The organism is Pseudomonas sp. FP2335, from assembly GCF_030687535.1.
GTDB lineage: Bacteria > Pseudomonadota > Gammaproteobacteria > Pseudomonadales > Pseudomonadaceae > Aquipseudomonas.
On the sequence record NZ_CP117437.1, the window covers coordinates 63,973 to 75,529 of the forward strand.

Here is an 11,557-nt window from a genome sequence, read left to right on the forward strand (position 1 = left end):
CGTCATGGCCAAACCAGGATTTCGCCTCGCGTTGTTTGCCACCCTGCTGGCGCTGATTGTCGTGCTGCTGGGCGCATATACCCGCCTGACCCACGCCGGGCTCGGTTGCCCGGATTGGCCGGGTTGCTACGGTTTTATCAGCGTGCCGCAAAGCGAAACCCAGCTGGCCCATGCCGAGTTGCACTTTCCCGACACGCCGGTCGAGGCGGACAAGGGCTGGAGCGAGATGATCCATCGCTACTTCGCCGGCACCCTGGGGCTGTTGATCGTGGTGCTGGCGGCGCGCTCGTGGAGCCACCGGCGCGATCCGGGCCAGCCGGTGAAACTGCCGCTGTTCCTGCTGGCGGTGGTGTTCGCCCAGGCGGCGTTTGGCATGTGGACGGTCACGTTGAAACTGTGGCCGCAGGTGGTCACGGGGCATCTGTTGGGTGGGTTTGCCACGTTGAGCCTGTTGTTTCTGCTGACGCTGCGTTTGTCCGGGGTGTTGCCCGCGCTGATCGTGCCCAAGCGCCTGCAATATTGGGCGACGGCCGGGTTGGTGCTGGTGATCGGCCAGATTGCCCTGGGCGGCTGGGTCAGTTCCAACTATGCCGCAGTGGCCTGTATCGATCTGCCGACCTGCCATGGCCAGTGGTGGCCGGCGGCGGATTTTGCCAACGGCTTTCATCTTACCCAGCACATTGGGCCCAACTACCTGGGTGGGCAGTTGGATAGCGAGGCGCGCACTGCGATTCATCTGACTCACCGCATCGGCGCGGTCGTGGTTACCCTGGTGCTGTTGGGCCTGGCCTGGCAACTGCGTGCGGTGGGCATGAGCCGCCTGGCGGGCCTGCTGCTGAGCGCCCTGGGCGCACAAATCTGTCTGGGCTTGAGCAACGTGTATTTCCATCTGCCGCTGCCGGTCGCGGTGGCCCATAACGCGGGCGGTGCCGCGCTGTTGCTGAGCCTGGTGCTGGTCAATTATCACGCGCGCACCAGCCTGGTCCGTGTGCGCAACCAGTTGCCGTTCGGCTGGCGTTTCATCCCGCGCAAACATGTCTCGGGCCTCATCACCCTTAAAGGAGAGATGCCATGGCGACCTTGATCGGCGCGCACCGCGGGCGGGCAATCTGGCGTGACTACCTGGAGCTGACCAAGCCGAAAGTGGTGGTGCTGATGCTCATCACCTCGCTGGTGGGGATGTTCCTTGCGACCCGCGCCGGGGTGCCGTGGACGGTGCTGGTATTCGGCAACCTGGGGATCGCCCTGTGTGCGGGCGGTGCGGCGGCGGTCAACCATGTGGTGGACCGGCGTATCGATGCCGTGATGGCGCGCACCCATAAACGACCGCTGGCAGAGGGGCGTGTGTCGCCCTTGGCGGCGCTGGCCTTTGCATTGTTGCTGGCGGTGGCCGGGTTGGCGCTGTTGCTGGCGTTCACCAACCCACTGGCGGCGTGGCTGACGCTGGCTTCGCTGTTGGGCTACGCCGTGATCTACACCGGTTTTCTCAAGCGTGCGACGCCGCAGAACATTGTGATCGGCGGTCTCGCGGGGGCGGCGCCGCCGTTGCTGGGCTGGGTGGCTGTCACCGGGCATGTCAGCGCCGAGCCGTTGTTGCTGGTGCTGATCATCTTCGCCTGGACCCCGCCGCACTTCTGGGCCCTGGCTATCCATCGCAAGGAAGAGTACGCCAAGGCCGACATTCCCATGCTGCCGGTCACTCACGGCGAGCACTACACCAAGGTGCATATCCTGCTCTACACCTTCGCCCTGCTGGCGGTGAGCCTGATGCCCTACGTCATCCATATGAGCGGCCTGCTGTACCTCGCCTGCGCGCTGGTATTGGGTGGGCGCTTTCTGCATTGGGCCCTGGTGTTGTACCGTGGCGGTCGGCCGCACGCGGCGATCAACACCTTCAAGTACTCTATCTGGTACTTGCTGCTGCTGTTTATCGCCTTGCTCCTAGACCACTACCTATTGTTGAACCTATGACCCGAACTCAAAAAACCGTCTTTATCCTGGTGGCCATCGTCGCGTTGATCATGGGCCTGACCGTTAATAAAGTGCTCAACGGCAAAGGCCAGGGCGACCCTACTGCGCTGATCGATGCTGGCATCATCCTGCTGCCCCAGAGCCGCCAACTGCCGGCGGTGAGCATGACAAACCAGGACGGCCAGCCTGTATCGGTCAATGAATTGAAGGGCAAGTGGAGCCTGCTGTTCTTCGGTTACACCTTCTGCCCGGACATCTGCCCGACCACCCTGGCCCAACTGCGCCAGATCAAGAGTGAGCTGCCCAAGGAGGCGGTGGACAAGTTGCAGGTGATCCTGGTCAGCGTCGACCCGCACCGCGACACGCCGACCCAGCTCAAGCAATACCTGGGCTACTTCGACCCGCAGTTTGTCGGCCTGACCGGCGCGAATGTCGAGGAGGTGCAGAAGGTGTCGAATGCGGTGAGCATCCCGTTCATTCCGGCGGACACCAGCAAGCCGAACTACACGGTGGATCACAGCGGCAACCTGGCGCTGATCGGGCCGGATGGGATGCAGCGTGGGTTTATCCGGGCGCCTTTGAATAATCAGAAGCTGGTGGTGCAGTTGCCGGTGTTGTTGCAGCGCAACTAAGTCGTACGCAGATCTGGCTAGCAATACATAGCAAATGTGGGAGCGGGCTTGCTCGCGAATGCAGTGGGTCAGTCAATATCTTCATCGACTGATACACCGCATTCGCAAGCAAGCCCGCTCCCACATTTTTTTGATCTCCGGTGTCTGGGAGATCGGGTTGGATCAGAACGCCGGCTTGATCGCGCCTTTGTACTTCTCTTCGATGAATTTCTTCACTTCAGGCGTGTGCAGTGCTGCGACCAGCTTCTTCACTGCATCCGAATCCTTGTTGTCTTCGCGGGTCACCAGGATGTTCACGTAAGGCGAGTCGCTGCCTTCGATGACCAGGGCGTCCTTGGACGGGTCCAGCTTGGCTTCCAGGGCGTAGTTGGTGTTGATCAGCGCCAGGTCGACCTGGGTCAGCACGCGCGGCAGGGTGGCGGCTTCCAGTTCGCGGAACTTCAGGTGTTTCGGGTTGGCGGTGATGTCCTTGATGGTCGACAGGATGTTGTTCGGCTCCTTCAAGGTGATCAGGTCGTGCTTGGCCAGCAGCAACAGCGCGCGGCCGCCGTTGGTGGCGTCGTTCGGGATTACCACGTTGGCGCCGTCAGGCAGCTCGGCCAGGGTCTTGTACTTGCTGGAGTACGCGCCCAGGGGTTCCAGGTGCACGGCGCCGACGCTCACCAGGTGAGTGCCCTTGGTTTTGTTGAACTCGTCCAGGTACGGCTGGTGCTGGAAGAAGTTGGCGTCCAGGCGCTTTTCAGCCACCTGTACGTTGGGCTGCACGTAGTCGGTGAAGACCTTGACCTGTAAGTCCACGCCTTCTTTGGCCAGGGCAGGTTTCACGAATTCGAGGATTTGCGCATGCGGCACCGGCGAGGCGGCGACCTTGATGGTCTCGGCGTGGGCGGAAAACGCGGCGACCGCAGCGAAAGCAACCAGTAGTTTTTTCATCCAGCAAGCTCCTTGTTCGGGCATCTGCCGACTGATAGTCGGCAATGGCCGTTATTTTCGAGAGTAATGTGTCACCAGCTTGTCGCCGATGGTCTGCAGAATTTGTACAAGCACAATCAACATCACCACGGTGACGACCATGACGTCGTCCTGGAAGCGTTGGTAACCATAGCGTATCGCCAGGTCCCCGAGCCCGCCGGCGCCCACTACGCCCGCCATGGCGGTATAGCCCACCAGGGCAATAGCGGTCACGGTGATTGCGGCAATGATGCCTGGCTTCGCCTCTGGCAGAAGCGCCTTGGTGATGATCTGGCGAGTGGTGGCGCCCATGGCTTGGGTCGCCTCGATGATGCCGCGATCGACTTCGCGCAAAGCGGTTTCCACCAGTCTTGCGAAGAATGTCGAAGCGCCGACCACCAGCGGTGGAATCGCGCCGGCTACACCCAGCGAGGTGCCGGTAATGAAGATCGTTGTCGGAATCATCACAATCAGCAGGATGATAAATGGCAGCGAGCGTATGGCGTTGACCACGAAGGCCAGCACGCCATAGGTGGCTTTCTGCTCCAGCAACTGGCGGGGGCTGAACAGGAACAGCAGGATGCCCAGCGGCAGGCCTACCACTACGGTGAAGAACAGCGAAGTGCTGAGCATCAGCATGGTGTCGCCCGTGGCGACCCAGATGTCGGCCCAGTCAACGTTGTCGAAATAATGCAGTAATACGTCCATTAGCGCAGAACCTCCATGTGGACATCCGCCGCAACAAAGCGGGCAAATGCCGCTTCCATGTCGCCGCCGGTAATGGCCAGAGTCAGTTGCCCGTAGGGGATGTCTTTGATGCGGTCGATACGACCGGCGAGGATGCTGTAGTCCACACCCGTTTCGCGGGCGACGGTGCCCAGTAGCGGCGCGTAGGTCGCATCGCCCTGGAACGTCAGGCGCACGATGCGGCCTGGGACGTGGGCGAAGTCGTCGCGTTGCTCGTTTTCGTCGACCTGCTCGGACTCTTGCACGAAGCGTTTGGTGGTCGGGTGCTTGGGATGCAGGAACACATCGGCCACCGTGCCTTGCTCGACGATCACGCCGGCATCCATCACGGCCACCTGGTCGCAGACGCGGCGGATCACGTCCATTTCATGGGTGATCAGCACGATGGTCAGCTTCAGCTCGCGGTTGATCTCGGCCAGCAGTTGCAGGACCGAAGCGGTGGTCTGCGGGTCGAGGGCGCTGGTGGCTTCGTCGCACAACAGGATCTTGGGCTTGGTCGCCAGGGCGCGGGCGATGCCGACGCGCTGCTTCTGGCCGCCGGACAACTGCGCCGGGTATTTCTTGGCGTGGTCCGACAGGCCGACACGGGCGAGCAGTTCGGCGACGCGCAGGTCGATGTCCTTGCGCGACAATTCGCCGGCCAGGGTCAGCGGCAGTGCCACGTTGTCGGCGACGGTCTTGGATGCAAGCAGGTTGAAGTGTTGGAAGATCATCCCGACCTGCTGGCGGAAACGGCGCAGGCCGTTGGCGTCCAGCGCGGTGACTTCTTCACCATCAACCGTGATCTGACCGCCGCTGGGTTGTTCCAGGCGGTTGATCAGACGCAGAAGGGTACTTTTTCCCGCGCCTGAGTGGCCGATCAGGCCAAACACCTGGCCGTTTTCGACACGCAGGCTAGTGGGGTGCAGAGCGGGGATCTCCCTACCGGCGACGCGGTAGGTTTTATGGACGTTTTGAAACTCGATCACGTAGCGAACCTTGTGGGGCGCATGAAATAGGGATCAGCGGTTAGCCGGGCGCGCATTTTAGCCTGTCCGTCCAGCGTTTCTTAGCATTTATTTCGCAATCAACCAGTGATTTGGCAATAACGCGATCAAAGGTCATAAAAAAGGAACGGCCCAAAACCTCATCAGTCACTACTTAGGTAACGCGACTTCCCGGGTGCCGTGCCTGGGTCTGAATAAGGAGTTTTGACTGATGAGTACGAAAAAGCCCCAGAGCGAACTCGCCGGAACCGACACCCTGGACCGCAAGAACACCAACGCCAAACTAGAGGCTTTGGAAACGTTCCGCTCCGACGCCACCGGCCAAGCGCTGCGTACCAACCAGGGCGTGAAGATTTCGGACAACCAGAACAGCCTGAAGGTCGGCGCGCGCGGGCCTTCGTTGCTCGAAGACTTCATCATGCGGGAAAAGATCACGCATTTTGACCATGAGCGCATCCCTGAACGCATCGTGCATGCGCGTGGTACCGGCGCCCATGGCTATTTCCAGACCTATGAAAACCATTCGGCACTGACCAAGGCCGGTTTCCTACGCGACCCTGGCCATAAAACCCCGGTATTCCTGCGCTTTTCCACGGTGCAGGGCCCGCGCGGCTCCGGCGACACGGTTCGCGATGTGCGCGGCTTTGCCGTCAAGTTCTTCACCGAGGAAGGCAACTTCGACTTGGTGGGCAATAACATGCCGGTGTTTTTCATCCAGGATGCGATCAAGTTTCCCGACTTTGTCCACGCCGTGAAGCCCGAGCCCCATAACGAGATTCCTACAGGTGGTTCGGCTCACGATACGTTCTGGGACTTTGTGTCGCTGCAGCCGGAGTCGGCGCACATGGTGATTTGGGCAATGTCCGACCGGGCGATCCCAAAAAGCCTGCGGGCCATGCAGGGCTTTGGTGTACATACCTTTCGCTTTATCAACGCGCAGGGGCAGTCCAACTTCGTTAAGTTCCACTGGCGGCCTACGGCCGGCACCTGCTCGTTGGTCTGGGACGAAGCGCAAAAGCTCGCCGGTAAAGATACCGACTACCACCGTCGCGATCTCTGGGAAGCCATTGAGATGGGCGATTATCCCGAGTGGGAGCTGGGCGTGCAGGTGATTCCCGAGGATAAGGAGCATGCGTTCGATTTCGACATTCTCGATCCGACCAAGCTGATCCCCGAAGAATTGGTGCCGATTACTCCGTTGGGCAAAATGGTGCTGAACCGTAACCCGGACAACTTCTTTGCCGAGGTCGAGCAGGTTGCCTTCTGCCCAGGCCATATCGTGCCGGGGATCGACTTCTCCAATGATCCGCTGCTGCAGGGGCGCCTGTTTTCCTACACCGATACTCAGATCAGCCGTCTGGGTGGCCCGAATTTTCATGAGTTACCCATCAATCGCCCGGTAACGCCGCTGCATAACGGCCAGCGTGATGCCATGCACCGGACCACCATCGATAAGGGGCGTGCGGCGTACGAGCCCAACTCCATTGATGGCGGCTGGCCCAAGGAAACCCCGCCTGCGGCGCAGAACGGTGGTTTCGAGTCTTATCACGAGCGCATCGATGCCCATAAGGTGCGTGAGCGCAGCGAGTCGTTTGGCGATCATTTTTCTCAGGCGCGCCTGTTTTTCCGCAGCATGAGCAAGCATGAGCAGGAACACATCATTTCGGCCTACAGCTTTGAGCTGGGCAAGGTGGAGCGTGAATTCATTCGTGTGCGCCAGGTGAATGAGATCCTCGCCAATATCGACCTGGAACTGGCCAAGCGTGTGGCGCAGAACCTTGGCTTGCCGGTGCCGAAAACAGGTACGGTGCCGGAGCGCAAGACTTCGTTGTCACGCTCGCCGGCCTTGAGCCAGGCGAACCTGCTGTCGGGTGACATCAAAACGCGCAAGGTGGCGATCCTGGCCGCGGACGGTGTGGACGGCGCGGCAATTGCGGCGCTGAAAAAGGTGCTGAAGGAGGAAGGTGCCCATGCCAAGTTGCTCGGGCCGACCTCGGCGCCGGTGACCACGGCGGATGGCAAGAGCCTTGCGGTGGACGCATCCATGGAGGGCTTGCCGTCGGTGGCCTTTGACGCGGTGTTTGTGCCGGGCGGCGCCAAATCGGTGAAAGCCCTGAGCGAAGACGGCGTGGCGCTGCATTACCTGTTGGAGGCTTATAAGCACTTGAAGGCGATTGCAGTGGTGGGTGAGGCCAAGCAGTTGCTGGAGTTGTTGAAGCTGGAGGTGGATGCGGGATTGATCGTGGGTGGCGATGCCAAGGCGTTGAAGGCCTTTGTCGCCGCAATTGCGCAGCATCGGGTGTGGGATCGGGAGCCGAAGGCTAAGGCGATTCCGGCTTAAGTCATCTGTTGTTGGTTGGATAGCTATCGCGGGCAAGCCCACTCCCACATTTTGAGTTGTGGATACACTCAAGTGTGGGGGCGGGCTTGCCCGCGATTGCTTTATTCCGTCTTGCGCGGAATCAACACAACCTGCGCCGGGATCTTCTTCAGGATCTGCCGGTGGATCTTCAGGTCATACGCCGAATCCATGCGTTTGACCCGCTTGGTCAGCAGCGTGGCCAGCCAAGGGTAATCCTGGGTGCGCGGCACCTGGAGGCTCACGTCGCACTGATAATTCACCACGTCGGTGGCGATGGCATCGAGCTGATGACGCAACGCCTGGATGTCCGTGAGGTTCAGCGCCACGGTGGTGCTCTCGGCCGCCGGGTCGATGACCTTGGCCTGGGGCTTGGCTTCGGCGGCTTTCAGCGCGGCTTCGGCTTTATCCAGCTCGGCCTTGCGGGCGTGGCTGATGGCGCTGTTCACGCCGCCGGTCAGCGCCGGGGCCTTGGGCATCAGTGCGCGGGCGCGGCTGAGGGCAGTGGCGGCGGCGTTGACGTCACCTTTTTGCAGCACGATCTGGCTGCGCTGCAGGTAGGCTTCGGCCAATTGGCGCTGGTAGGACTCCAGCGCCGGGTCGTTGGGCGACTGCGCTTGCAGCGCCGCAAGCTGGTCTTCGGCGGTGGCCAGCTCACTGCTGGCGAGGTTTTGCTCCAGCTGCGCGATGGCCGCAGCGCGAGCGTCCGGGGCCTCGGGGGCGGCGGGCGGTGTGCTTTGACAGGCGCCCAGCAGCAAGGAAAATGCGGCAAGGAGCAGATAACGGGAGGTGAACGGCTTCATTCCTGCGACTCTCTATTTGCGCAAAAAGCGAGCAAGTCTACACCCCTCGACGGGGCAGGACAAAACTCAGCAGAAACAGCGCGGCGGCCGTGACCACAATCGACGGCCCGGCCGGCGTGTCCTTGAACCAGGACAACGCCAGGCCCCCGCATACCGCGAGCATCCCCAGCAGGCTGGCGCCAATCGCCATCTGCTCCGGTGAACGGGCATGGCGCTGGGCGGCGGCGGCGGGAATGATCAACAGCGATGTGATCAACAATACGCCGACAATCTTCATCGCGACAGCAATCACCACCGCGATCAACAACATCAGGGTCATGCGCAGGGCCGGCACGGGCAAACCTTCCACCGTGGCCAACTCTTCATGCACGGTGATCGCCAGCAGCGGCCGCCACAGGGCCAGCAGCAACACCAACACGGCCGCGCTGCCGCCGAGGATCCAGCCCAGGTCGGTGGTGCTGATGGCCAGCAGGTCGCCGAACAGGTAAGCCATCAGGTCGATGCGCACTTCGTGCATGAAACTCAGCACCACCAGCCCCAGGGACAAGGTGCTGGGCGCGAGGATGCCGAGCAGGGTGTCGGACGCCAGCGGCTGGCGCTGTTGCAGGGTCACCAGCAGCACCGCCAGCAGCAGGCAGCCGACGGTGACAGCGATGGTCGGGCTGACATCCAGCAGGAAGCCCATGGCCACGCCCAGGAGCGCGGCGTGGGACAACGTGTCGCCAAAATAGGCCATGCGCCGCCAGACGACGAACGAGCCCAGCGGGCCCGCCACCAACGCCAAAGCCAAGCCTGCCAGCAGGGCGTAAAGCAGAAAATCAGCCATGCTTGCAGCTATCTCCATGAACGTGGGTGTGAGGTGTCGCGGGGTCGTCGACGACTTCGCCATGTAAATCGTGGGCGTGGTCGTGATGGTGATGGTAGATCGCCAGGCTTTGCGCGTTCTTGCCGAACAGCTCGACGAACGCCGGGTCGCCACTGACTTGTTCCGGGTGGCCGGAGCAGCACACGTGGCGATTGAGGCATACCACCTGATCGGTGGTGCTCATCACCAGGTGCAGGTCGTGGGAAACCATCAGCACGCCGCAGCCATGGCGGTCGCGCAGCCGGGTGATCAGGCTGTACAGCTCGGCCTGGCCGGCGACGTCCACACCTTGTACCGGTTCATCCAGCACCAGCAGTTCCGGTTCGCGCAACAGGGCGCGGGCCAGCAGCACGCGCTGCATTTCGCCGCCGGAGATGCTTTGTACCGGGCTGTCGATCACCTGCTCGGCGCCGACTTCCTTGAGCGCGGCCTGGGCGCGAGTGCGGTCGACACCGGGGACCAGGCGCAGGAAGCGCAGCACAGACAGTGGCAGCGTCGGGTCGACGTGCAGTTTTTGCGGCATATAGCCGACACGCAGCTTGGGCTTGCGCCACACGCTGCCCGTGTCGGGCTTGAGCAGGCCGAGCACGGCGCGTACCAGGGTGGTCTTGCCGGCGCCGTTGGGGCCGATCAGAGTGACGATCTGCCCCGGTTCGACGCTCAGTGCGATGTTGTCCAGCACGTTTTGCCCGGCGAACGTGACACCGACCTGCTCCAGGCGGATTAACGCATTGCTCATCAAGCCCCCTGGCAGCCCGAGCACAGGCCGACGACTTCGACCGTTTGCCCTTCGACTTTGAAGCCTACGTCGGCAGAGCTTTTGATGATGGCGTCGCTGATGCTTTTTTGCTCAAGCTCGATGGCGGCGTGGCATTCGCGGCAGATCAGGAACTGGCCCTGGTGCGCGTGTTCCGGGTGGTTGCAGCCGACAAACGCGTTGAGCGAAGCGATGCGGTGCACCAGGCCGTTTTCCAGCAGGAAATCCAGCGCGCGGTACACGGTTGGCGGCGCGGCGCGGCGGCCGTCCTGCTCGCTGAGCACGCCAAGAATGTCATAGGCGCCCAGCGGCTTGTGGCTCTGCCACACCAGTTCCAGCACGCGGCGACGCAGGGCGGTCAGGCGCAAACCCTTCTGCGCACACAGGGTGTCGGCTTCCGACAGCGCGGTGTGTACGCAGTGAGAGTGGTCGTGGGGACGGCTGGCAAGCGGTGTTATAGGCATGAGCGGCGACAGATATTTGATAGAGACGTTATTATGTTACCCGTTCCTACGCCATTGAGTGGTCATCGTGTCCCGACTTTTTCCTGTTTTTGTCGTATTCATCACCAGTTTGTTTATCTCGGGTGCCGCCCAGGCCGAGGTCAAAGTGCTGACCAGCATCAAGCCGCTGCAGTTGATCGCCGCCGCTGTGCAGGACGGCGTGGCGGTTCCGGAGGTGTTGTTGCCGCCGGGGGCGTCGCCGCATAACTACGCGCTGCGTCCATCCGACGTACGGCGCGTGCAGTCGGTGGACCTGCTGTATTGGATCGGACCGGATATGGAGAGCTTCCTGCCTCGCGTGCTCAAAGGTCGTACAGCGCCGACGGTTGCGGTGCAGGATCTTCCAGGCATGAAATTGCGTCGTTTCGCCGAAGATAGCCACTCCCACGCCGATGAAGCCGACGAGCACGACCATGATCACCGTCCAGGCAGCCTGGATGCGCACTTGTGGCTGTCCACCGTGAATGCGCGTGTGATTGCTGCACGAATGGCGTCGGACCTGGCCGCTGCCGACCCGGCGAATGCGGCGCGTTACCAGAGCAACGTCAAGGCCTTCAATGAGCGTCTGGATGCGTTGGATGCACGTTTGAAAGCGCGGCTGGCGTCGATTGGCGACAAGCCTTACTTCGTTTTCCATGAAGCCTTCGATTACTTCGAAGATGCCTACGGGCTCAAGCACACCGGCGTGTTCAGCGTTGCCGCCGAAGTACAACCCGGCGCCCAGCACGTAGCGGCGATGCGTACGCGTCTGCAGGAAGTGGGCAAGACCTGCGTGTTCAGTGAGCCGCCGTTGCGTCCGCGGTTGGCGGAAACGCTGGTGACTGGCCTGCCGGTGAAGTTGGCGGAGTTGGATGCGTTGGGTGGGTACACGCCGGCTACGGCTCAGGGATATGAGCAGGTGCTGGAGAAGTTGGGGAATGATCTGGCGGGTTGCCTGGAGTCGCTCTGACAGTCAACACAAGGCCCATGTGGGAGATCTATGG

At 61.6% G+C, this 11,557-nt stretch carries 12 protein-coding genes; 5 read left to right on the forward strand and 7 right to left on the reverse strand.

All coding sequences use genetic code 11. The features are described from left to right. Positions 1–4: 4 nt before the first annotated feature. The 3 genes from PSH81_RS00320 to PSH81_RS00330 are packed head-to-tail and all read left to right on the forward strand — an operon-like array spanning position 5 to position 2,603. On the forward strand, positions 5–1,084 hold the full coding sequence (locus tag PSH81_RS00320; protein ID WP_192298189.1) for a heme A synthase: 1,080 nt from the start codon (positions 5–7) through the stop codon (positions 1,082–1,084). After that, entirely contained in the window at positions 1,072–1,971 is a 900-nt protein-coding gene (cyoE, locus tag PSH81_RS00325) for a heme o synthase (RefSeq protein ID WP_192298190.1), read from the forward strand. The genes PSH81_RS00320 and cyoE overlap by 13 nt, the downstream gene beginning before the upstream one ends. Then, positions 1,968–2,603, forward strand: a complete 636-nt coding sequence (locus PSH81_RS00330; RefSeq protein ID WP_192298191.1) for an SCO family protein — start codon at positions 1,968–1,970, stop codon at positions 2,601–2,603. The genes cyoE and PSH81_RS00330 overlap by 4 nt, the downstream gene beginning before the upstream one ends. A gap of 162 nt (positions 2,604–2,765) precedes the next feature. Here PSH81_RS00330 and PSH81_RS00335 read toward each other — a convergent pair whose 3' ends face one another. From PSH81_RS00335 to PSH81_RS00345, 3 genes are read right to left on the reverse strand one after another with little or no spacing between them, the layout of a single operon-like run. After that, positions 2,766–3,536 carry a MetQ/NlpA family ABC transporter substrate-binding protein gene (locus PSH81_RS00335; protein ID WP_192298192.1) on the reverse strand — a complete coding sequence of 257 codons (771 nt, stop codon included), beginning with the start codon at positions 3,534–3,536 and terminating at the stop codon, positions 2,766–2,768. A 51-nt stretch (positions 3,537–3,587) separates the two neighbouring features. After that, positions 3,588–4,262 carry a methionine ABC transporter permease gene (locus PSH81_RS00340; protein WP_226454795.1) on the reverse strand — a complete coding sequence of 225 codons (675 nt, stop codon included), beginning with the start codon at positions 4,260–4,262 and terminating at the stop codon, positions 3,588–3,590. Continuing rightward, positions 4,262–5,269 (reverse strand): methionine ABC transporter ATP-binding protein, encoded by a 1,008-nt coding sequence (locus tag PSH81_RS00345; RefSeq protein WP_192298194.1) that lies wholly within the window; start codon positions 5,267–5,269, stop codon positions 4,262–4,264. The genes PSH81_RS00340 and PSH81_RS00345 overlap by 1 nt, the downstream gene beginning before the upstream one ends. Positions 5,270–5,498: 229 nt before the next feature. On the opposite strand from PSH81_RS00345, the gene katE reads away from it, so the two are divergent. Next, positions 5,499–7,628, forward strand: a complete 2,130-nt coding sequence (gene katE / locus PSH81_RS00350; RefSeq protein ID WP_226454796.1) for a catalase HPII — start codon at positions 5,499–5,501, stop codon at positions 7,626–7,628. 101 nt (positions 7,629–7,729) lie between these two features. Here the strand turns inward: katE and PSH81_RS00355 are convergent, their stop codons facing one another. From PSH81_RS00355 to PSH81_RS00370, 4 genes are read right to left on the reverse strand one after another with little or no spacing between them, the layout of a single operon-like run. After that, the gene (locus PSH81_RS00355; protein WP_226454797.1) at positions 7,730–8,449 is read right to left on the reverse strand and encodes a PA5502 family lipoprotein; all 720 of its coding nucleotides are present in this window, start codon (positions 8,447–8,449) and stop codon (positions 7,730–7,732) included. Between the two features lie 37 nt (positions 8,450–8,486). Then, positions 8,487–9,275 carry a zinc ABC transporter permease subunit ZnuB gene (gene znuB / locus PSH81_RS00360; RefSeq protein ID WP_192298197.1) on the reverse strand — a complete coding sequence of 263 codons (789 nt, stop codon included), beginning with the start codon at positions 9,273–9,275 and terminating at the stop codon, positions 8,487–8,489. Continuing rightward, entirely contained in the window at positions 9,268–10,053 is a 786-nt protein-coding gene (znuC, locus tag PSH81_RS00365; protein ID WP_305391808.1) for a zinc ABC transporter ATP-binding protein ZnuC, read from the reverse strand. Before znuC ends, znuB begins: the two co-directional genes overlap by 8 nt. After that, complete coding sequence (locus tag PSH81_RS00370) at positions 10,053–10,535, reverse strand: Fur family transcriptional regulator (RefSeq protein ID WP_192298199.1); 483 nt, start codon at positions 10,533–10,535, stop codon at positions 10,053–10,055. The genes znuC and PSH81_RS00370 overlap by 1 nt, the downstream gene beginning before the upstream one ends. 58 nt (positions 10,536–10,593) lie before the next feature. Between PSH81_RS00370 and PSH81_RS00375 the strand changes: the two genes are divergently transcribed. After that, positions 10,594–11,523: a zinc ABC transporter substrate-binding protein gene (locus tag PSH81_RS00375; protein ID WP_226454798.1), complete on the forward strand. Its 930-nt coding sequence runs from the start codon at positions 10,594–10,596 to the stop codon at positions 11,521–11,523. The last annotated feature ends 34 nt before the right edge of the window (positions 11,524–11,557 follow it).

Coding starts and splice junctions, on each gene's coding strand:
- PSH81_RS00320 (WP_192298189.1), top strand. CDS start 5: ATGGCCAAACCAGGATTTCGCCTCGCGTTGTTTGCCACCCTGCTGGCG.
- cyoE (WP_192298190.1), top strand. CDS start 1,072: ATGGCGACCTTGATCGGCGCGCACCGCGGGCGGGCAATCTGGCGTGAC.
- PSH81_RS00330 (WP_192298191.1), top strand. CDS start 1,968: ATGACCCGAACTCAAAAAACCGTCTTTATCCTGGTGGCCATCGTCGCG.
- PSH81_RS00335 (WP_192298192.1), bottom strand. CDS start 3,536: ATGAAAAAACTACTGGTTGCTTTCGCTGCGGTCGCCGCGTTTTCCGCC.
- PSH81_RS00340 (WP_226454795.1), bottom strand. CDS start 4,262: ATGGACGTATTACTGCATTATTTCGACAACGTTGACTGGGCCGACATC.
- katE (WP_226454796.1), top strand. CDS start 5,499: ATGAGTACGAAAAAGCCCCAGAGCGAACTCGCCGGAACCGACACCCTG.
- PSH81_RS00355 (WP_226454797.1), bottom strand. CDS start 8,449: ATGAAGCCGTTCACCTCCCGTTATCTGCTCCTTGCCGCATTTTCCTTG.
- znuB (WP_192298197.1), bottom strand. CDS start 9,275: ATGGCTGATTTTCTGCTTTACGCCCTGCTGGCAGGCTTGGCTTTGGCG.
- znuC (WP_305391808.1), bottom strand. CDS start 10,053: ATGAGCAATGCGTTAATCCGCCTGGAGCAGGTCGGTGTCACGTTCGCC.
- PSH81_RS00370 (WP_192298199.1), bottom strand. CDS start 10,535: ATGCCTATAACACCGCTTGCCAGCCGTCCCCACGACCACTCTCACTGC.